This window comes from Arcobacter denitrificans (SeqCode), assembly GCF_048571185.1.
In the GTDB taxonomy this organism is placed as follows: Bacteria; Campylobacterota; Campylobacteria; order Campylobacterales; family Arcobacteraceae; genus Arcobacter; species Arcobacter denitrificans.
Genome location: NZ_CP182350.1, coordinates 958,569 through 978,263, shown reverse-complemented (window position 1 = coordinate 978,263; position 19,695 = coordinate 958,569). Strand labels below are relative to the sequence as shown.

The window sequence follows — 19,695 nt, the reverse complement described above, 5'->3', positions numbered from 1 at the left end:
TATGTTAAATCAAATGAAAAAACTAAGTTCTTATCTCTTGAGCAATGATTTTTATTCCTTTTGTAATATCTTCAAGGCTAGAATTAGTAAAATTAAATCTTATTTCATGTGGGTTTTTATTTTTTACATAAAACTCACAACCAGGTACAAATACAACTTTTCTTTTCATACATCTATTTAAAAGCTCAAAGCTATCAAATTCTTTAAACTCTCCATATACAAACATCCCACCTTTAGGTTTGTTATAAACGAACTCTGGAAGATAGGTATCTAATTGCTTACAAAAGTATTCTGATTTTTCTTTATAAAATTTTCTCAAAATATTTAAGTGTGTTTGATACTTTTTGTCATCTTTTAAATACTCATTTAGAAGGTGTTGAGATAAGCCACAACTATGTAAATCAATACTCTCTTTTATTACTAAAAGTTTATTTATCAACTCTTTACTTGCTCTTATCCAACCAATTCTAAGTGATGGGCATAAGGTTTTTGAAAATGAACCCAAATGAAAACTATTGTTTGGAATAAGAGAACTTATACTTTTGTTTTTTTCTTCAAAAAAAAGTTCACTATAGGGACTATCTTCTATTATTATTCCCTTGTGCTTTTTAATTATCTTTGCTACTTTTTCTCTTTTACTTTTAGAGTAAGTGCTACTTGTTGGATTTTGAAAATCAGGAATTAGATATGTTAATTTAGCTTTTTCAAATACTTTTTCAAAAGCTTTTATTTCTATGCCATCTTTTTGTAATGGTGCTGTTTTGATATTTAAATTATTTAGCTTAAAGGTATTGATTGCTCCTAAATAAGATGGTGCTTCTATAACTATAGATTTTTCCTCAAAATATCTTGCTAAGATATATAAAGCTTGCTGACTTCCTGTTGTGATAAGTATATTATCACTTGTGGTTTCAAAGCCATCTTTACAGTACTCTTTTGCTATTTTTTTTCTTAAGCTTTTTATTCCATTGCTTAAACTATATTGCCAAACATCTCTTTTTTTTAAGATATTGTTTGCAGATGACTTTAAATCATCAACTGGAAACAACAAGCTATTTGGCAAACCTCCTGCAAATGATATTGTCTCTTCATCTATTGATTCAAGTATCTCTCTTATGAATGAACGTTTCATTTAATCCTCTTTTTTATTAGAATAATATATGAATTAAAGAATTAATTCTTTACACCAATTGCTCTTAAAACTATCTATTCTTGCTAAAAATATAATATAATATTTTATGAAAAAAGAGACATTAGAAAAAAGAGTAAAAATAGCAAACAATATTATGTATTATATTTATCAATATATTGATACTGATATAAACTTAGATACATTGAGTATGGATTTAAATATTAGTAAGTTTCATATGCACCGGATATTTAAAGAGGAGTTTGGAAAAAATATTTATGAGTCCATAAAAGCTATTAGGTTGCAAAAGGCTTCTAATTTACTTATAACAAATAGATACTCAACCATAACACAAATTGCATCTTTGTGTGGATATAGTTCACAAACCTCTTTTATAAGAGCATTTAAACAAAGATTTAACTGTACCCCTAAAAAGTGGAAAAGAGATGGTTATAAAGAGTATTCAAAAGAGATTTTAGGAAATACAATTGACTCTTTAGATATATATGATTTTAATATTGAGCCAAAAATTATAAAAATGCCAAGGTTAAAGGCATATTATATAAGACATGATGGTTATGATAGAACTATAAGAAAAACTTGGCAAAAACTTTATACTTGGACTTTAACAAAAGATATTAAAAACTATAAACAAATAGGATTACTCCATGATAATCCAGTTATTACTCCACTTGATAAATGCCAGTATATAGCTTGTGTGGTATTAGAAGATCAAGAAGAAACCTTTGAATCATCACTTCCTACTTTTTTAATACCAGAAGGAATTTATGCAAAATTTCATCTTAAAGGTGTTTATGGGGATATGTTAAAATTTATGCGTTGGCTATATCACACTTGGCTTTTAAATAGTGGATATGAAACTAAAACAACTCCTTCTTATACCATATATGAGAAGAATCATTTTTTAGAAGATGATGAAAAATTTATCTTGGATTTTTATTTACCTATTACATATGTATAAATAGTAGTTAATCTAATATTGGTATAATCCAGAAAAGCTAGTTTATAGTAAACTTTTTAATAATAACAAGAGTTGTAAAATTTTAAGAATAGGAAGTAAAATATGAATATAAAATTAAAAGAGAATAAAGATTTTGATATAGAAATTATCCTAGTAAAGAGTATAAAAGATTGTAATAAAGCTGACAAGAAATTACTCAAAAATAGTGGATTTAAAGCTAGTGAAGGTGAGACTTTTTTTGTTGGCAAAATATTATATGTGGGAACGAATAAGCTTAAAAATGAAGATTTAAAAATTGCATTTGCAAATGCTATTAAGGCTATTTCCAAAACAAAGTATACAGATATAAAAGTTCCACTTATAAATAAAAATAAAGAGCTAAATATAAAAGATATTACTGAAGGATTACTTTTAGGTGGCTATGTTTTTAATAACTACAAATCAAAAAGAGAAGAAAGATTAATAAATATTTTTATTGATACTAAAGCTTCAAAATATAAAAAAAGTGACTTACAAAAAGAGTTAAATGAGACAATAGCTATTTGTGATAGTGTAAATTTAGTTAGAGATATTATAAATACAACACCAGAAGATTTTACTCCCCTTACCATGGTGGAAAAAGCAAAAGAAATCTCTTTTGAAAATGCTTTGGAAAATAAAATATTTACAGAAGAGTACTTGAAAGAAAATGGAATGAATGCGATGTTAGCAGTAGGTCGTGCATCAAGACATGAAAGTCAACTCATCCATTTAACTTATAAACCTAAAAATGCAAAGGGTAAAATTGTACTTGTTGGGAAAGGTTTAACCTATGATTGTGGAGGATTAAGTTTAAAATCTTCTGAGGGTATGGTTTCAATGAAATGTGATAAGAGTGGAGCAAGTGCAGTTTTGGGGATAATGAATACTCTAAATGCCATATCTTGTGAATATGAAGTGCATGGAATAATTGGGGCTGTTGAAAATATGATAGGTGGAGATGCTTATAAACCAGATGATGTACTTGTAGCAAAAAATGGCAAGACTATAGAAGTGAGAAATACCGATGCAGAAGGAAGACTAGTACTTGCTGATTGTTTATGTTATGCCCAAGATGAAATTAAAGATATTGATTATATATTTGATTTGGCAACGCTAACTGGTGCTTGTATTGTTGGCTTGGGTGAGTATACTACAGGTGTAATGGGACACAATGATAAATTGAAAAAAAGATTAGATAAAGCAGCCAAAAACTCTGGTGAATTAGTTGGATTTTTGCCATACAATAGATACTTGCCAGCGATGATAAAAAGCAATATTGCTGATATTACAAATAGTGCAAGCTCAAGATCTGGTGGGGCTATAACTGCTAGTTTGTTTTTAGATAATTTTATAAAAGATGAAAATAAAAAGAACTGGTTACATTTAGATATTGCAGGTGCTGCATATAGAGAAAAAGTTTGGGGATACAATCCCTATGGAGCAACAGGAGCTGGAGTTAGACTTATTTTAGAGTTTATGAAAAATCAAAAATAGCAATAATAGCTATTTTTGATGAAGTTTTTCATATTTTGGAAAAAGATTTATCACACTTCTTTCAAACTCTTCTTTAAACATTGAAAAATCTTTAAACTCTTTTGGAATAGGTTTTTCAAGAATCTCAAAAATATCTAAACCTTCTTTTGCACTATTTTTTAAAGTTGAATCTAAGTATTTTAAATAGGCGATATTTTCATTTATAGCTAGTTTAGTTTTATCAATAACTCCATGCCCTGGGACTAAAATCTTATAATTTATTTTTTTTAATTCTTCTAAAGAATTTATCCATTTTGGAATATTGGCATGGGGTGTAGCTAAAGTTCTTTTGTTAAAGATTAAATCAGAAGTATAAAGAATCTTACTGTTTTTATCATATAAAACTAAATCACTTTGTGTATGCCCATCAAAATATAAAACTTTTAATTTGTAGCCATCAAGATTTAACTCATGGGATTTCAATACTATATTTGGAGGTTTATTCTTTGTATCTTTCATAGCATTTTGAATTAAATTATTAAGGTTTACAATATATAAATCTCCATTTTGTTCTATTTCATTTTTTGTAAAATCTGTGGCATAAATATCTCCTTTAGAAAAGGCACTATTACCTAAAAAATGGTCAGGGTGATGGTGTGTATTTATGATATATTTGATTGGTTTATTTGTGATTTTTTCTATTTGTTTTTTTACTTGAATCCCATACTCATAAGAGCTTCCCGTATCTATTAGAATAACACTATTTTTTGTGATAATAAAAGCACAGTTTGCAATATTTCCTCCATTTTGTTTTGAGAAATACTCCTCTTTTCCATAAAAATAGTAACTGTTTTCATTGAGTTTTATAGGTTTTAGTTTATAATCAAAAGCAAATAAAGATGTAAAAAGGAATATAAAGAGTAAAAAGCTCTTCATCTTATATCCAAAATGAACTCATTTGCATCAATATCGTAAAACTTTATTTTGTATTTTTCTACTTCATTATATGTTTCAAAAATAAATCTTGGATTTTCACTAATAGCTGAATATGTAGCTATATCGGAAAGTTTTTTATCTTCTGCAAAAATAGCTATTTTATTTATATAAAATTCACTATTTCCAAAAACCAAACCTGTTTCCATTGGGTGAAAAATTGATGCTTTTATTCTTGTAATATCACCTTTTTTAAAGAGTTCCCCTTTTACTTTTCCCAAATACTTATCAAAATTTGTATCACTTGAAGAGACGCTTGAAACAGAACAACCACCACCAAAACTTTTTATATTGGCACTTCCAATATGCCAAATATTTTTCTCATCTTGTATTAATGCTCGCAAAGGAGTCTCTTGAGCAACTTTTATATTTAATGAAATCATTGGAAGCAGTCCTGTTAATTTCATATCAACTATTAGGGGAATTGGATTTAAATCAGCAAACAAAATCATTCTTTTTGCTGATTTGATTTTTTTAGCATCTATATAGATTGGAACTTGCACTGGATTGTCTGCAAATTTTGGTACCTTTACTGTTATGTTTTTATCATCAAAGATATATTTCTCGCTTTTCAAGAGCTTATTTATAATATTATCAAAAGTGGGGGAACTTATGGGATTCTTCGCAAGTAAATTTTGCGAAGTTAAAATCAAAAATAGGGCGAAAAATATATCTTTCATGATAATTCCTTATTGAGTTCTAGCAATTGGTGGGACATATTCAACATGATACTTAGAAAAAATCTTTTTTATTCTTTTTTCTTCATAAGCTTTTTGAATAACACCATCAATATGATAACTTAGTGCTTTGTATCTACTATCTGTTGCTGTTGCCAAATCCCACTTTGATTTCATTTGTGGGATACTTTTGCTCAAATAGTATTTATCTTTATTTTTATGGTACTCAAGAAGATACTCTAACTGAGATTTTAAACCTGAAAGGGCATCTATTCTCCCAGCTTTAAAATCCTTTATGGCTTCGCTAAAATTAGTATAATGTATAATATTATTTCTAAATAAGCCTCTAGCAAAACCACTAAGATGAAGGTCAGGTAGAGTATCTATTTCAACACCAATTTTATGATATGCAAATATTGCCAGAGTATTTATCTCTGGAATTATTTTCTTATGTGTAGCAATAACCCAGCTTTCACTTTGATAAGGCCCTTTTATAGAGACATTTTCAGTCTCTAGTTCTCCTGTAGAAATATCTGTCATTCTCATATAATCATAGTCATAAGGAACTCTAAACATAACATCTGCTTTTGTTTTATGTATTAGATTTCCTTTCCAAATATTATTTCTTAAATCATCAGCTAAGCTTTCATCAGAACCCGAAAAATACCACTTTGCTTTTACATTTAAAGATTTTGCAAGCTCTAAACCTAAATCTATATCTATACCCTTAGGTTTATCATTTTCAATAAAAGAAAAAGGTGGAGAATTCTCATAAACAGCAATAATAATCTCACCACTTTTTTTAATATCATCAATGCTTCTTGCATTTAATGAAACAGTAAGTAGTAAGATTAAAATAGATGATTTAAGAATGACTGGCATAATTAATCTTTTGGTAAAGTAATTAAATATGCTCTTATAGCCCACATAGCTTCTTGGTTTAGTATTCCTTCGAAAGGAGGCATATAAACTTTGTCATTTCTAACAGCTCCATGTCTAATTCTTTCCATATACCATTCATCTCCATCCATATTGTCTTCTAAATATCTTAAATCAGGAGCAATACCACCAGAAACAGCTCCAAGTCCATGACATCTAGCACAATTTTCACTGTAAGCTTCTTTACCTATTTCAATTGCAGTTTCATTTCCTTTATAAGGATTTTCTTCTAGCCATTCACTTCCTAAGCTTTCTAAACCTTTTGTGTCAACAGGTTGAGGAGTTACACTTCCATGTCCAAATGCAAATACAGTAGAACAAAGTATTGCGAAACCTAATTTTTGAATTTTATTCATCTTTTTTCCTTTATCATTTTTTCTGATTATGGAACTATACTGAGATTTTATAGCCTGATTATAGCAATGATAATTTTTTTAAAGACGCTAAATTCAGGCTATAAACCTTTTATACAATTTCATAAATCTTTTGAAAAGGCAGAAAATGAAATATAAAATATTTTTACTTTTTATAATTTTCCTAATAAATGTAAATGCACAAGAAAAACTTAAAGTTGGTGTTTTAGCTTATGGAACTGTAAACTGGGAACTTGATACACTAAAGTATTATAAGCTTGATAAAAAAAATGGTTTTGATTTAGAGGTTGTAAAGTTAGCATCTAAAAATGCTACATCTATAGCTCTTCAAGCAAAAGAAGTTGATATTATAGTAACAGATTGGCTATGGGTAAATACCCAAAGAGCAAATGGTAAAAACTTTACTTTATATCCATATTCACGCTCAAATGGTACAATTTTAGTGCCAAAAAATAGCAAAGCTAAAACATTTTTAGATTTATATGGTAAAAAACTTGGAGTTGCAGGTGGACCTGTAGATAAAACTTGGCTTATATTAAGAGCCTATAGTAAACAAAAATATGGTAAAGATTTAGCAGATTTAGTAAAACCAACTTTTTCTTCACCTCCAATTATTTATAAAAACTTTTTAGATAGTAGAGTTGATTCAGCTATAAACTTTTGGCATTTTAATGCAAAGTTAAAAGCAAAGGGTGCAAAAGAGTTAGTTTCTATAAAAGATGTACTTAGTGAACTGGGTGTAAAAAAAGATATTGTTTTTATAGGTTGGACAATAGATAGAAAAAAAGCTATGCAAAAGCCTGAACTTTTTAACTCATTTATTAAAGCTAGTCATGAAGCAAAAGATGTACTTCTAAATAGTGATAATGCTTGGGATAGACTTAGAACTGGCATGAAAGCAAAAGATGATAAGGTATATGAGTCACTAAAAGCTGGTTATAGAGCTGGTGTGATAAAAAAGTTTGATAAAGAAAATATAAAAGAGTTAAAAAAAGTTTATAACATACTTTTAAAAGAGGGTGGAAAAAAACTTGTGGGTGCAAGTACTACTTTAGATAAAAAGACCTTTTGGGAATACAAATAGTTAAGGATACCTTTGTTTAATATTACAAAACTATTATCAATAGTTACTCTTTTAATTGTTTGGCAATTTGCATCTATCATTGGTGATAATACTGTATTCCCATCTTTATTAGATATTAGTATAAACTTTAAAGAGCATTTAATAGATGGAGATTTGATAAAAAACCTTCTAATTACTCTAAAAAGAGTGTTAATCACATTTTTTATTACTTTGTTTATTGGTATAGTTTTTGGTATTTTGATGGGGGTATCAAAAAGAGTTAACGATGCTTTAGATTACCTTCTAGTTTTAGGTTTAAACATACCTGCTTTAGTAATAGTTGTAATCTGCTTTATTTGGTTTGGGCTTTCAGATTTTGCAGCACTTCTAGCAGTAATCTTAAATAAAGTCCCAATAGTGATAGTGAATATAAGAGAGGGTACTAGAACAATTGAGCAAAAATATATGCAACTAGCGAAAGTGTACAAAGTGGGTAGAAAAGAGGTGCTTTTTAAAGTGTTTCTACCCCAAATTTATCCATATATTATGGCTAGTACAAGACTTAGTTTATCACTTATATGGAAGATAGTTTTAGTAGTGGAGCTTTTAGGATTAAGTAGTGGAGTAGGGTTTTCAATCTCTATGTTTTTTCAGTTTTTTGATATCACCTCAATACTTTCATATTCCCTTGCTTTTATCTTTGTGATTATAGCTATAGAGTATTTTGTGCTAAAACCACTTGAAGCTAGAATAAACTTTTGGAAAAACTGATGATAGATATAGATATAGTAAATAAATCTTATGAAGATAAAACTATCTTAAAAAATATAAATATCACAATAAAAGATAAAGAGTTTATATCTATCATAGGACCCTCAGGGTGTGGGAAAACAACTTTTTTAAATATCTTAGCAAAGATTGATGAAGAGTTTGCCGGGGAGATAAAACATAATATTTCAAATCTATCATTTGTATTTCAAGATGATAGACTTCTACCCTGGCTTAGTATAAAACAGAATCTTCTTTTGGTATCCAAAAGTAAAAATTTAGATGAGATAAAAGAGCTTTTAAGATTGGTAAAACTAGAAACTATTTTAGATAAATACCCCCATAACCTTTCAGGTGGTATGAAAAGAAGGGTGGCTTTGATACGTGCTTTTATAAACTCCCCAAAGCTTATACTTTTAGATGAACCTTTTATCTCTTTAGATTATCCAACAGCCTTAGAACTTAAAAAAGAGTTTTTAACTCTTTGTAAAAAATTTAACCCAATAGTTGTGCTTGTAACACATGATCTTAGTGAAGCCATAAATTTATCAAATAGGATTCTTTTTTTTAAAAAAGAGCCTGCAAAAGTGATAATAGAGTATAACAACCCAAACAATCAAAGCTTCGATATGAAAAAAATTGATGATATAAAAAATAAGATACTCCAAGAGTATCCAAGTATTTTAAAAGGAGAAATATAAAATGAGATACTTAGTGTTTTTATGTGTATTAGTTGGTGCTATCTTTGCAAATGACTCAAAAATGCAAATATTTAAACCAGCAACAAGTACTTGCCCACCAGCATGGCTTGAGGAGATGAAAGAATTAACAGGTGACGTTGATGTGCTTTCTATGGTAAATGTTAGGGGACTAAAAAGGCAAATAGGAATTCCAAGAGAACTTCAATCGTGCAACACCTCTATTTTAAATGATTATGTTTTTGAGGGAAATGTACCATCTTCTGCCATAAAAGATTTTTTTAAAGATATTCCAAAAAGTGCCATTTAATAAATTCTATAAAATAGAACTCTTTCCTACATATATTATAAAATAATAGAATAAAAAAAAGGGAAAAACTCTTTTATTCTAAACTATTTAAAAGTAAATCTTTTAATTTTTCATTAATTTTATTTGCAATTTTATCGTCAACTTTAAAGTTTTTATAGTATTTATATGAGATATATGTTTCCTTATCATTTAGGCTATAAATTGATATAGCAAGTGGGCAGTAGTTTATATTATTAAAATTTTCTTCTACCATTTTTAGGGTAAAACTACCTTTACAAATTCCAAGGTTTATTCCATTTTTTAATATCTTTTTTTTCCCAAGTATCGTTGCAACTTCGTTTGTAGACTTTGCAAGATTTAGTTCATATACTATCGTAAAACCTTCAAAGTTCATTTCATCTTTTAGATTAACTAAATCTTTTTCAAAACTTGAGTTAGTAACTTTTACTAAAAATAGGTTTTCATTTTTAACTATTTCATAATCAGCATTTAATAAGTTTATAAAAAATAGAAATAAAACTAATATTTTCATTATTCTTTACACTCCATCTCATATGGAGCAATACCTAAAGTATCTAAATCAGTTATAGGGTGTAAAAATCCTACTTGTGGCGAAGTAGAGATTAAAGCTCTTGGTTGTACTAGTGTAATTGGCATTCTCATTTGACCATTATATTCTCTAAAAGATAGTTTTCTTCCCATATATGCACCCACTTCATACTCTTTAGAGCGCAAAAATTTTATATTTGTATTTATCTCACTACTATTTGTTTGCATCAAAGAGGTGATGATAGAGCGTATTGCTAACCAGTTTGAAAAGTCTTGTTCTTGCATCCATCTTGAAGCAAATTTCTCGAATCTTTTTTGCATCTGTGCTGCACCCCATGCTTCTATAACTTTATGCCATGCTACAGGGGTAAGTCCTTGGGTTCCTGCTACAGGTCTTGGAAGCCAAGTGTTAAAGTACATATACTCACCAAAATCTCCAAAGTGGTCAGCTAAAACCACTACATCGTAATCTCCCCCTTGGGTAAAAGATGGAAATTCACTATTTGCTTTTCTTCTTATATCTGCATTGTTGTCCCATACTTTTTCTTTAACAACTCTTGCCCCAAATTTTTTGATGGAGTTTTTCATATCTGCTAATATCTCTTTATCTTTTGGATTTTCTCCACTAATTAAAAATATATCTTTAAAGTCTCTTTTTACTAAAAACTGTATCAAACCATCGTAAAGCATGGCATTACTTGGAATGGTATGTAAAAGATTGTTTTGGCAATAGTTTTTTCTAAGTTTAACACTTTTATTTCCTGCATTAATCAAAAGGGCTTTTTTACTTAAAGGATTTTTCACTAACTCTTTAAAAAACTCATTTTCTACATTTAATATAACAAAGCCATTTCCATCTTTTATAAATTTCTCATATGACGCTATTAATTCTTTTTTATCAAAAGATATCGTAGTGATTAGTTTATATTTTTGGTTTAAAAATTTTGCACTTTTATTACTATCTTTTATGGCTAGTTTTGCTCCTTGTATACCTAAGTCTTCAGGTTCTTCAATTACATTTGATAAAACAGGTGGTTTTTTTACTTTTTGCTCTAGGTAGAGTATGCTAACCTCTAAAGCATTCATATGTATGTAGCTTAATAACAATATTAATAAATATTTTTTCATAATAACTCCTTTTATAATATTTAAAGTATACAAAGTTTATATAGCTTAAGTTTAGCAAAACCTTATTGCTAAACTGTTGCTATTTGTTTAATATACAATTTCAAAATCAAAATATTAAGGAGATAAAATGAAGAAATTAATATTACTTCTAAGTATGTTACTTTTAACAGGAGAATTAGCTTTTGCTAAAAGCTATAAAGGTTTGTTACATTCTAGAACAACATTAGAACCTATTACTATTGGTGCAGGTAAAACACTTGCAGATAAGCCTTATAAACTAACAGCTGGAAAATACTACAAACTTGTCTTAAAAAGTGATGGTTCAAGAGAAATACCTATTGTTGGTCCAGAGTTTTTTAGAAATATCTGGGTAAACCAAATATCTATTAATGATATTGAAGTAAGACCATTAGGAATAGATAGTTTTGAATTTGATGATGAAGGTGAAATTGAGCTTACTTTTGTACCTATCAAGCCAGGAACTTATACTCTAGGTCTTCCCTCTGCTAAAAGTGATAGAGAAAGAGCTACTTTTATAGTTGAATAGAGATATGGGTATAAAGCAATCTTTACTTTGTGCTAATTCTTTATATAAAAACAACTCGTTGTTTTCTTTAGGATTTGCTTCTAAAGGTTTCCCTTAAAAAATCTAGATTTTTTAAGGGCACCTAAGCTTGAAATTCATTTTCAAGTTTTAAAAGAAGTAATTATTTTAGGTCCCTGAAAAATAGGGACTATTTTTTAGGAGATAAAATGTTAAAAAAAATTTGTTTAGGTACTATTTTAAGTTCAGCTCTACTTGCTGATACAATATTTGTATCAAATGAGAAAGATAATACTATATCTGTAATTGATTCAGATACAAATAAGGTAGTAAAAACATATGAAGTAGGACAAAGACCTAGAGGTATTTTACTTACAAGTGATTATTCAAAACTATACATTTGTGCAAGTGATGATGACACTGTACAAGCTATGGATACAAAAACCGGTGAGATACTATATAATCTTCCCGCAGGTGAAGATCCTGAACAGTTTGCCTTACATCCAGATGGTAAAGAACTTTATATATCAAATGAGGATGATGGAATTGTAACTGTTGTAGATACACAAAAAAAAGATGTAGTTGCACAGATTGAAGTTGGTATTGAGCCTGAAGGGATGGCTGTAAGTCCAGATGGAACTGTAGCTATAAATACAACCGAAACATCAAACTTTTTACACTGGATAGATACGAAGAGTAAAAAAATTATTCATAATACTATAGTTGATCAAAGACCAAGACATATAGAGTTTTCTAAAAATGGTGATAAGATATGGGCTTCAAGTGAGATTGGCGGAACTGTAATGGTTATAGATGTAAAAACAAAAAAAAGTGTTGCAAAATTTGGCTTCAAAATTCCAGGGATTTTTAAAGATCTTATCCAACCAGTTGGTATAAAACTAACAGATGATGGAAAGTATGCTTTTGTGGCACTAGGACCAGCAAACCATGTGGCAGTAGTAGATGCTAAAACTTATAAAGTAATAAAATACCTTTTAGTGGGTAAAAGAGTATGGCAACTAGAGTTTGCTGACAATGGGAAAAAACTATATACTACAAATGGTGTAAGTGGCGATGTATCAGTAATAGATGTGGATTCTTTAAAAGTTGAAAAGAGTATAAAAGTTGGAAGATACCCTTGGGGTCTTGCTGTTATTCCAAAGTAGAAATATGAAAAATAATATCTTAGATTTTAAAAATGTAGATTATTCTTATGGAGAAAAAACTGCTCTAAATAGTGTATCTTTAACTATAGAAAAGGGAAGTTTTTTTGTTTTACTTGGACTTAATGGTGCTGGAAAGTCTACGATTTTTTCATTGATTACAAGATTACAAAATCTTCAAAAAGGGGAAATAGTCATAAATGGCTATTCCATAAAAGAGTATACAAAAGCTTTAAAAGATATAGGAATAGTATTTCAAGAACCAACTTTGGATTTGGATCTGACTGTCAAACAAAACTTATATTATTATGGCTCTTTAAAAGGTTTGAGTTTTAAACAAACTTTAGAATCTATCCAAGAGCAAATTGAAAACTTGGAGCTTGAAGAGGTTTTAGATACTCAAGTGCGAAAATTAAATGGTGGACATAGAAGAAGAGTAGAGATTTTAAGAGCACTAATAAACAAACCAAAACTATTACTTCTAGATGAAGCTACAGTTGGATTAGATGTAAAAAGTAGATTTGATATTCTAAATTATGTAAGAAATTTAGTAAAAGAGGAAGGTATTTCAGTACTTTGGATTACACACTTATTTGATGAGGTAGATTTAAATGATGATATATCCATAATAAAATCAGGAGAGATAGTTTACAGTGGAGTTGTTGCTGAACTAATGTCAAAGTATGAAAAAGAGAATCTTATTGATACTTTTAATTTTCTTGTTGGATAAGTGATGAAAAAATATATATATTGTATGCAAGGGATTATTTATAAAGAATTAATAAGATTTTTAAAACAAAAAAGTCGATTTTTTTCAGCACTTGTAAGACCTCTTCTTTGGTTATTTATTTTTTCTGTTGGCTTTAAAACTGCACTTGGACTCGCAATAATTCCCCCATATGAGACTTATATCACTTATGAAACATATATAGTTCCTGGACTTGTTGGAATGGTTTTACTTTTTAATGGTATGCAAAGTTCTTTGACTATGATATTTGATAGGGAAATGGGGAGTATGAAGATACTTTTAACTTCTTATATAAATAGAAACTTTTTGCTTTTTGCAAAAATGTTTGCAACAGCAATTGTTTCTACTATGCAAGCAATTGCTTTTTTACTTATAGCAAAACTTTATGGAGTAGATATCTCTATTGTGGCAATAGTTGTGACTATTCCTGTAATTATTGTTTCCTCTATTATTTTAAATGCCTTTGCACTTTTTATCTCTTCTGTAATTAAACAGTTGGAAAATTTTGCGACAGTTATGAATTTTGTAATTTTCCCAATGTTCTTTTTAAGTTCTGCTCTTTATCCACTTTGGAAAGTAAAAGATTCATCAATTTTGTTATTTAATATTTCTTCTTATAACCCATTTACATATATTGTAGAGTCGATTAGATTCTCTTTGTATTTAGAGTTTGATTTTAAGCTCTATTTTGTATTAGTAATTTCACTCATTATAACCCTAAATATGGCGTTCTTTGGCTTTAAGAGTAAAAAAGTAAATCATAGCTAAATTCAGGCTATACAACTCATGTATACTTCCATACAGACAAATTTTCAGTTTGTTATTTACTATAATAAGGAGAAAAAATGATTAACAAAAAGCTACTAACTAGCGCAGCAGTCATCACTCTAACTGCACTAATTAGCGGGTGCGTTACTTCAAACGGCACGATGAATAATAACACAAGTGAGGTTACAAAACCATCATTTGCACCAGTTACTAATGAGGAAATCTTAAATGATGAAAAAAGTACTGGAGATGTATTAACTAATGGTATGGGATTGAAGGGACAAAGATTCTCTCCACTTACTCAAGTTAATAAAGACACGATTAAAGATTTAGTTCCAGTATGGAATTTTTCTTTTGGTGGTGAGAAACAAAGAGGACAAGAGTCTCAACCAATTGTTAAAGATGGGGTTATGTATGTAACAGGATCTTATTCAAGAGTATTTGCAATAGACATAGCAAATGGGGAAGAGCTATGGCAATATGATGCAAGACTACCGGATGCTATTTTACCTTGTTGTGATGTTATCAATAGAGGTGTAGCAATATATGATAATGTTGTTATTTTTGGAACACTTGATGCTAAATTAGTTGCACTTGATAGAAAAACAGGAAATGTTGTTTGGAAAAAAAGAGTTGCTAAGTATAAAGAAGGTTATTCAATTACTGCTGCTCCAATTATCGTAAAAGATATGGTTATCACTGGTGTTGCAGGTGGTGAATTTGGTATTGTTGGAAAAGTTGAAGCAAGAGATGCTAAAACTGGTGAAGTTGTTTGGACTAGACCTACAGTTGAAGGTCATATGGGTTACCTAAATGGTAAAGAAAATGGCATAACTGGTGGAGAAGCAGGGCGAACTTGGCCTGGTGATTTATGGAAAAATGGTGGAGCTGCTACATGGCTTGGTGGAACTTATGATCCCGAAACAGACCTACTATTTTTTGGAACAGGAAATCCTGCACCATGGAATTCACATTTAAGACCAGGTGATAACTTATTTAGTTCATCAAGACTTGCAATCAATCCAAATACAGGAAAAATTGTTTGGCATTTCCAAACAACTCCACATGATGGTTGGGATTTTGATGGTGTTAATGAGTTAGTATCATTTAATATAGATGGTAAAAAATTAGCAGGAACAGCTGATAGAAATGGTTTCTTTTATGTATTAAATAGAGAAAATGGTAAATTTATCACTGCAAATCCATTTGTTTCAAATATTACTTGGGCAACAGGAATTGATAAAGATGGTAGACCAATGTATACAGCAGAAGGAAGACCAGGTAATCCAAATGGAGCAAGTAAAGGGAAATCAGTATTTTCGGTACCTTCATTCTTAGGTGGAAAAAACTGGATGCCAATCTCTTATTCTAAAAATACAAAAATGTTCTATGTTCCTTCAAATGAATGGGGAATGGACATTTGGAATAAACCAGTTTCATATAAAAAAGGTGCCGCTTATTTAGGTGCTGGATTCACAATCAAACCAATATTTGAAGATCATATCGGTTCATTAAAAGCAATTGATCCTTTAACTGGAAAAATTAAATGGAACTACAAAAACCCTGCACCTTTATGGGCTGGAATTTTATCAACGGCTGGTGGACTTGTATTTACAGGAACTCCTGAAGGTAAATTCTTAGCGTTTGATGATGAAACAGGTGAAGTTTTATATAAGTTCAATGTAGGTTCTGGAATCGTTTCTTCTCCAATTACATGGGAGCAAAATGGTGAGCAATATGTTGCTATAGTATCTGGTTGGGGTGGAGCTGTTCCTTTATGGGGTGGTGAAGTTGCAAAACTTATTAAAAACATCAACCAAGGTGGAACTGTACACGTATTTAAATTACATAAATAATTTTAAAAAATCTTAAAAAGGAGGACAAAACTATGAAATGGGAAACACCTGCATTTGTAGACAATAGATTTGGTTTTGAAGTTACAATGTATATTTGTCATGTGTAACAACTAAGAATTAAGTGTTGATATAAAATAACTCCTTGAAAAAGGAGGCAAGCCAGCACGGCTGGCTTGCTTTTTATATTCAAGTTTACAAGAAGTAAGTTTGTATATAAAAAGATATTTGGAGTGATTATGAAGATAGAAGTTTTAGGATCATCTGCTGGTGGAGGTCTTCCACAGTTTAATTGTAATTGCGATAACTGTAAAGGGTATCGTGAGGGTAAAAAAACTATAAAAAGACGTACTCAAAGTTCTATTACTATTAGTGAAGATGGAGAGAATTGGGTATTATTTAATACTTCACCTGATATTTTAGAACAAATTCATAACTCACCATTTTTACAACCTAAACAAAGAAGAGAAACTAAAATCAAAGCAATTATTTTTATAGATGCGCAAATTGACCATACTACTGGACTTTTAATGTTAAGGGAAGGTTGCCCCCATGAAGTATATTGCACAAAAGAAGTAAACGAAGAACTTAATACCTCTTTTCCTCTTTTTAAAATGTTAACTCACTGGGATGGTGGAGGTATTAAATATAATGAAATCACTCCAAATAATAAAAGCTTTGAAATACCAGTTATGCCAAGCTATGAGTTCTTTGCACTTCCACTTATCTCAAATGCACCTCCATATTCTAAATATAGAGATAGACCAAGAGCTGGAGATAATATTGGAATTGTAGTTAGAAATAAAACCACAGGTAAAAAACTTTTTTATCTTCCAGGACTTGGAGTTGTTGAAAATCATATAATAAAACAGATGGCTGATGCTGATATTTTACTTGTAGATGGAACAGTTTGGACAAATGATGAGATGATAAAAAATGGGTTTTCTACAAAACTAGGAACTGATATGGGACACGTGCCTTTAAGTGGAGAGGATGGACTTATTAAGATACTTGATACTTTAGAAAAACCAAGAAAAATATTAATACATATTAATAATACAAATCCAATTCTTGATGAAGAGAATGATGAGTGTAAAGAGCTTATTTCCCATGGAATAGAGATATCCTATGATGGGATGAGTATCGACTTATAGAGATTAAGGCTTTATTCTTAAAGCCCTTTAGGTTTTTCTTCTTTTAATGATTTTTTATAAATCCTATTAAAAAGAAGACAAAAAATAAGAGGTTCCCTTTTTTTGTGGGAACCATAAAAAAAGGAGACAATGTTATGACAAAAAGAATGGACAAATTACTGAGCAAAGAAGAGTTTGAAGCAAAACTTAGAGGTATGGGTGAAATGTATCATATTCATCACCCTTTTCATATAAGAATGTACGAAGGGACTTGTACTAAAGAGGAGATTCAAGGCTGGGTTGCAAATAGATTTTATTACCAAACGGCAATTCCTATTAAAGACGCTGCGATTATGTCAAATAATCCACCTCTTGAAGATAGAAGAAAATGGATTGATAGAATTATTGATCATGATAGTGTTGGTGGTGGAATTGAAGCTTGGTTGGAACTTGGTGAAGCAGTTGGACTAAAAAAAGAGGATTTGATTTCTCATAAATATGTACTTCCTGCTGTAAAGTTTGCAGTTGATGCTTATGTTAACTTTGCAAAACAATCTCCATGGAAAGAAGCTGCAATGTCTTCATTAACTGAGATGTTCGCACCTCAAATCCATCAGCAAAGACTTGATACTTGGCCTACAAACTATCCATGGATAGAACAAAGTGGTTTAAGATATTTTCAAAAAAGATTAACAGAAGCAAGACGTGATGTACAACATGGTTTAGCTTTAACTTTAGAAGAGTTTAATACTGTTGAACTTCAAAATAGAGCTTGTGAGATTTTACAGTTTAAACTTGATATATTATGGGTTATGGTTGATGCTCTTTATTTAGCTTATGAGCTGAAACGTCCTCCATACTTTAATATAAAGGATTGTAATGCAACTAGAAAAATCAATTGTAGTGAATAATCACTTTCAATTACAATATGAACAGGCACAAAAATGTTTTGTGTTATTATATCCTGAAGGAATGGTACAGTTAAATCAAAGTGCTGGTGAAATAATGAACTTGTGTGATGGAAAAAATAACTGTTTAGACATAGCAAAAATATTGGAAGAGAAGTTTCAAGTGGCTGATTTAAAAAAAGATGTGGAAAGCTTTTTAGATGAAGCCTTGGAACGTAAGTGGGTGATGTATGGAAACTGAAATTAAACCTCCTCTTTGGATGCTTTTAGAGTTAACTCATAAGTGTCCTTTGGAGTGTTCTTATTGTTATAATCAACTTGATTTTGCAAATACAAAAGATAGTATGAGTAAAGAGGATTGGTTTAGAGTTATGGAAGAAGCACGTGCAATGGGTGCTGTTCAGTTGGGATTTTCAGGTGGTGAGCCACTTTTAAATAAAGATATTTTAGAGATAGTTAAAAAAGCTGCTGATTTGAAGTTTTATACTAATCTTATAACTTCTGGTATTGGAGCTGATTTATCAATTATTCCAAAACTAAAAGAGGCAGGTTTAAAGACTGTTCAACTTGGGATTCAATCACATGATGCAAATACAACAGCACTTATTACAAATAATAAAACAGCTCAAGCAGATAAAATAGCTTTTGCAAAAGCTTGTAAAGATAATGGATTACAGCTTATTGTAAACTCATGTATTACAAGACAAAATATTCATCAAGTAGGTGATATAGTTGAGTTTGCAGAGTCAATTGGAGCAAATTATTTAGAAATAGCAAATATACAATATTATGGTTGGGCTTTAAAAAATATAGATGCTCTTTTACCAACCCAAGAGCAATTAAAAAAAGCAAAAGAGGAAGTTGATTTTTATAGAGAAAAAAGAGATGATATGAAAGTCTTTTTTGTGGTGCCTGATTATTATGCTACTAGACCAAAAGCATGTATGAATGGCTGGGGAACAACTTTTTTAACTATCAATCCAGATGGTGTTGCTCTTCCTTGTAATACTGCAAATACATTGCCTCTTGATTTTCCAAATGTAAAAGATTTTTCAGTTAAGCAGATATGGAATGATAGTGAAGCCTTTAACTTTTTCAGAGGTGATAAGTGGATGAAAGAGCCTTGTCGAACTTGTCCTGAAAAAGAGATAGATTTTGGTGGATGTAGATGCCAAGCATATGCACTAACAAAAGATATGAATGAAGCTGACCCTGTTTGTGACAAATCTTCTTATCATAATGTAGTAACTCAAAAAGTTGAAACTGCGTTAGTATCTTCAAGCGAACCTCTTTATAGAAATAAACAAAACTCTTTGTTGTTAATGAATGAAAAGTAAATAAACGTGAGAACTTATCTCTCGTTTATTTTATTTCTTAGTTTTTTATCCAAATAATTTCTCCAATTCTCATCTTGCTTTTCTATAATGCTATTTCTTGCATATAATTTAAATGTACTGTTGATAAGGGGATTAGC

The 19,695-nt window shown here is 30.0% G+C and carries 23 protein-coding genes; 16 read left to right on the top strand and 7 right to left on the bottom strand.

The window, feature by feature from the left end; genetic code table 11:
• Positions 1 to 22: 22 nt before the first annotated feature.
• Positions 23 to 1,132: an aminotransferase-like domain-containing protein gene (locus tag ACNI28_RS04870; protein ID WP_419766034.1), complete on the bottom strand. Its 1,110-nt coding sequence runs from the start codon at positions 1,130 to 1,132 to the stop codon at positions 23 to 25.
• Positions 1,133 to 1,238: 106 nt separating this feature from the next.
• Between ACNI28_RS04870 and ACNI28_RS04865 the strand changes: the two genes are divergently transcribed.
• Positions 1,239 to 2,111 (top strand): AraC family transcriptional regulator, encoded by an 873-nt coding sequence (locus ACNI28_RS04865; protein WP_419766032.1) that lies wholly within the window; start codon positions 1,239 to 1,241, stop codon positions 2,109 to 2,111.
• A gap of 102 nt (positions 2,112 to 2,213) precedes the next feature.
• Positions 2,214 to 3,626: a leucyl aminopeptidase gene (locus ACNI28_RS04860; RefSeq protein WP_419766030.1), complete on the top strand. Its 1,413-nt coding sequence runs from the start codon at positions 2,214 to 2,216 to the stop codon at positions 3,624 to 3,626.
• A gap of 9 nt (positions 3,627 to 3,635) precedes the next feature.
• Here ACNI28_RS04860 and ACNI28_RS04855 read toward each other — a convergent pair whose 3' ends face one another.
• Genes ACNI28_RS04855 through pedF form a run of 4 tightly spaced genes read right to left on the bottom strand, consistent with a single transcriptional unit; the run spans position 3,636 to position 6,570 of the window.
• Positions 3,636 to 4,541: a quinoprotein relay system zinc metallohydrolase 1 gene (locus ACNI28_RS04855; RefSeq protein WP_419766028.1), complete on the bottom strand. Its 906-nt coding sequence runs from the start codon at positions 4,539 to 4,541 to the stop codon at positions 3,636 to 3,638.
• Positions 4,538 to 5,278 carry a quinoprotein dehydrogenase-associated SoxYZ-like carrier gene (locus ACNI28_RS04850; RefSeq protein WP_419766026.1) on the bottom strand — a complete coding sequence of 247 codons (741 nt, stop codon included), beginning with the start codon at positions 5,276 to 5,278 and terminating at the stop codon, positions 4,538 to 4,540. Before ACNI28_RS04850 ends, ACNI28_RS04855 begins: the two co-directional genes overlap by 4 nt.
• Before the next feature lie 9 nt (positions 5,279 to 5,287).
• Positions 5,288 to 6,157, bottom strand: a complete 870-nt coding sequence (locus ACNI28_RS04845; RefSeq protein WP_419766024.1) for a substrate-binding periplasmic protein — start codon at positions 6,155 to 6,157, stop codon at positions 5,288 to 5,290.
• Between the two features lie 2 nt (positions 6,158 to 6,159).
• Entirely contained in the window at positions 6,160 to 6,570 is a 411-nt protein-coding gene (pedF, locus tag ACNI28_RS04840) for a cytochrome c-550 PedF (RefSeq protein ID WP_419766022.1), read from the bottom strand.
• 145 nt (positions 6,571 to 6,715) lie between these two features.
• On the opposite strand from pedF, the gene ACNI28_RS04835 reads away from it, so the two are divergent.
• The 4 genes from ACNI28_RS04835 to ACNI28_RS04820 are packed head-to-tail and all read left to right on the top strand — an operon-like array spanning position 6,716 to position 9,427.
• On the top strand, positions 6,716 to 7,672 hold the full coding sequence (locus tag ACNI28_RS04835; RefSeq protein ID WP_419766020.1) for an ABC transporter substrate-binding protein: 957 nt from the start codon (positions 6,716 to 6,718) through the stop codon (positions 7,670 to 7,672).
• Positions 7,673 to 7,684: 12 nt separating this feature from the next.
• Positions 7,685 to 8,422: an ABC transporter permease gene (locus tag ACNI28_RS04830; protein WP_419766018.1), complete on the top strand. Its 738-nt coding sequence runs from the start codon at positions 7,685 to 7,687 to the stop codon at positions 8,420 to 8,422.
• Positions 8,422 to 9,120 carry an ABC transporter ATP-binding protein gene (locus tag ACNI28_RS04825; protein WP_419766016.1) on the top strand — a complete coding sequence of 233 codons (699 nt, stop codon included), beginning with the start codon at positions 8,422 to 8,424 and terminating at the stop codon, positions 9,118 to 9,120. The genes ACNI28_RS04830 and ACNI28_RS04825 overlap by 1 nt, the downstream gene beginning before the upstream one ends.
• Before the next feature lies 1 nt (position 9,121).
• Positions 9,122 to 9,427, top strand: coding sequence for a DUF411 domain-containing protein (locus ACNI28_RS04820; protein WP_419766014.1), 306 nt, complete (start codon positions 9,122 to 9,124; stop codon positions 9,425 to 9,427).
• Between the two features lie 73 nt (positions 9,428 to 9,500).
• Here the strand turns inward: ACNI28_RS04820 and ACNI28_RS04815 are convergent, their stop codons facing one another.
• Entirely contained in the window at positions 9,501 to 9,959 is a 459-nt protein-coding gene (locus ACNI28_RS04815) for a DUF302 domain-containing protein (protein WP_419766012.1), read from the bottom strand.
• The gene (locus ACNI28_RS04810; protein ID WP_419766011.1) at positions 9,959 to 11,104 is read right to left on the bottom strand and encodes a type 1 periplasmic-binding domain-containing protein; all 1,146 of its coding nucleotides are present in this window, start codon (positions 11,102 to 11,104) and stop codon (positions 9,959 to 9,961) included. Before ACNI28_RS04810 ends, ACNI28_RS04815 begins: the two co-directional genes overlap by 1 nt.
• A gap of 127 nt (positions 11,105 to 11,231) precedes the next feature.
• On the opposite strand from ACNI28_RS04810, the gene ACNI28_RS04805 reads away from it, so the two are divergent.
• From ACNI28_RS04805 to pqqE, 10 genes are all read left to right on the top strand, one after another.
• On the top strand, positions 11,232 to 11,651 hold the full coding sequence (locus tag ACNI28_RS04805) for a cupredoxin domain-containing protein (protein WP_419766009.1): 420 nt from the start codon (positions 11,232 to 11,234) through the stop codon (positions 11,649 to 11,651).
• A gap of 206 nt (positions 11,652 to 11,857) precedes the next feature.
• Positions 11,858 to 12,814, top strand: coding sequence for a PQQ-dependent catabolism-associated beta-propeller protein (locus ACNI28_RS04800; protein ID WP_419766007.1), 957 nt, complete (start codon positions 11,858 to 11,860; stop codon positions 12,812 to 12,814).
• Between the two features lie 4 nt (positions 12,815 to 12,818).
• Positions 12,819 to 13,541 carry an ATP-binding cassette domain-containing protein gene (locus ACNI28_RS04795; protein ID WP_419766006.1) on the top strand — a complete coding sequence of 241 codons (723 nt, stop codon included), beginning with the start codon at positions 12,819 to 12,821 and terminating at the stop codon, positions 13,539 to 13,541.
• A gap of 3 nt (positions 13,542 to 13,544) precedes the next feature.
• On the top strand, positions 13,545 to 14,327 hold the full coding sequence (locus ACNI28_RS04790; RefSeq protein ID WP_419766004.1) for an ABC transporter permease: 783 nt from the start codon (positions 13,545 to 13,547) through the stop codon (positions 14,325 to 14,327).
• Positions 14,328 to 14,404: 77 nt separating this feature from the next.
• A complete protein-coding gene (locus ACNI28_RS04785; protein WP_419766002.1) occupies positions 14,405 to 16,183 on the top strand; it encodes a methanol/ethanol family PQQ-dependent dehydrogenase in 1,779 nt (592 codons plus the stop codon).
• Positions 16,184 to 16,215: 32 nt separating this feature from the next.
• Positions 16,216 to 16,290: a pyrroloquinoline quinone precursor peptide PqqA gene (gene pqqA / locus ACNI28_RS04780; RefSeq protein WP_419766449.1), complete on the top strand. Its 75-nt coding sequence runs from the start codon at positions 16,216 to 16,218 to the stop codon at positions 16,288 to 16,290.
• 129 nt (positions 16,291 to 16,419) lie between these two features.
• Positions 16,420 to 17,334, top strand: coding sequence for a pyrroloquinoline quinone biosynthesis protein PqqB (gene pqqB / locus ACNI28_RS04775; RefSeq protein ID WP_419766000.1), 915 nt, complete (start codon positions 16,420 to 16,422; stop codon positions 17,332 to 17,334).
• A 134-nt stretch (positions 17,335 to 17,468) separates the two neighbouring features.
• Positions 17,469 to 18,224: a pyrroloquinoline-quinone synthase PqqC gene (gene pqqC / locus ACNI28_RS04770; RefSeq protein WP_419765998.1), complete on the top strand. Its 756-nt coding sequence runs from the start codon at positions 17,469 to 17,471 to the stop codon at positions 18,222 to 18,224.
• Complete coding sequence (gene pqqD, locus ACNI28_RS04765) at positions 18,217 to 18,462, top strand: pyrroloquinoline quinone biosynthesis peptide chaperone PqqD (protein ID WP_419765997.1); 246 nt, start codon at positions 18,217 to 18,219, stop codon at positions 18,460 to 18,462. Before pqqC ends, pqqD begins: the two co-directional genes overlap by 8 nt.
• Entirely contained in the window at positions 18,452 to 19,558 is a 1,107-nt protein-coding gene (gene pqqE, locus ACNI28_RS04760) for a pyrroloquinoline quinone biosynthesis protein PqqE (protein WP_419765995.1), read from the top strand. Before pqqD ends, pqqE begins: the two co-directional genes overlap by 11 nt.
• Positions 19,559 to 19,695 lie beyond the last annotated feature (137 nt).

Coding starts and splice junctions, on each gene's coding strand:
- ACNI28_RS04795 (WP_419766006.1), top strand. CDS start 12,819: ATGAAAAATAATATCTTAGATTTTAAAAATGTAGATTATTCTTATGGA.
- ACNI28_RS04835 (WP_419766020.1), top strand. CDS start 6,716: ATGAAATATAAAATATTTTTACTTTTTATAATTTTCCTAATAAATGTA.
- ACNI28_RS04820 (WP_419766014.1), top strand. CDS start 9,122: ATGAGATACTTAGTGTTTTTATGTGTATTAGTTGGTGCTATCTTTGCA.
- ACNI28_RS04860 (WP_419766030.1), top strand. CDS start 2,214: ATGAATATAAAATTAAAAGAGAATAAAGATTTTGATATAGAAATTATC.
- ACNI28_RS04825 (WP_419766016.1), top strand. CDS start 8,422: ATGATAGATATAGATATAGTAAATAAATCTTATGAAGATAAAACTATC.
- ACNI28_RS04870 (WP_419766034.1), bottom strand. CDS start 1,132: ATGAAACGTTCATTCATAAGAGAGATACTTGAATCAATAGATGAAGAG.
- ACNI28_RS04850 (WP_419766026.1), bottom strand. CDS start 5,278: ATGAAAGATATATTTTTCGCCCTATTTTTGATTTTAACTTCGCAAAAT.
- ACNI28_RS04805 (WP_419766009.1), top strand. CDS start 11,232: ATGAAGAAATTAATATTACTTCTAAGTATGTTACTTTTAACAGGAGAA.
- pedF (WP_419766022.1), bottom strand. CDS start 6,570: ATGAATAAAATTCAAAAATTAGGTTTCGCAATACTTTGTTCTACTGTA.
- ACNI28_RS04790 (WP_419766004.1), top strand. CDS start 13,545: ATGAAAAAATATATATATTGTATGCAAGGGATTATTTATAAAGAATTA.
- pqqB (WP_419766000.1), top strand. CDS start 16,420: ATGAAGATAGAAGTTTTAGGATCATCTGCTGGTGGAGGTCTTCCACAG.
- ACNI28_RS04800 (WP_419766007.1), top strand. CDS start 11,858: ATGTTAAAAAAAATTTGTTTAGGTACTATTTTAAGTTCAGCTCTACTT.
- pqqC (WP_419765998.1), top strand. CDS start 17,469: ATGACAAAAAGAATGGACAAATTACTGAGCAAAGAAGAGTTTGAAGCA.
- ACNI28_RS04845 (WP_419766024.1), bottom strand. CDS start 6,157: ATGCCAGTCATTCTTAAATCATCTATTTTAATCTTACTACTTACTGTT.
- ACNI28_RS04865 (WP_419766032.1), top strand. CDS start 1,239: ATGAAAAAAGAGACATTAGAAAAAAGAGTAAAAATAGCAAACAATATT.
- ACNI28_RS04810 (WP_419766011.1), bottom strand. CDS start 11,104: ATGAAAAAATATTTATTAATATTGTTATTAAGCTACATACATATGAAT.
- ACNI28_RS04785 (WP_419766002.1), top strand. CDS start 14,405: ATGATTAACAAAAAGCTACTAACTAGCGCAGCAGTCATCACTCTAACT.
- ACNI28_RS04855 (WP_419766028.1), bottom strand. CDS start 4,541: ATGAAGAGCTTTTTACTCTTTATATTCCTTTTTACATCTTTATTTGCT.
- pqqE (WP_419765995.1), top strand. CDS start 18,452: ATGGAAACTGAAATTAAACCTCCTCTTTGGATGCTTTTAGAGTTAACT.
- ACNI28_RS04815 (WP_419766012.1), bottom strand. CDS start 9,959: ATGAAAATATTAGTTTTATTTCTATTTTTTATAAACTTATTAAATGCT.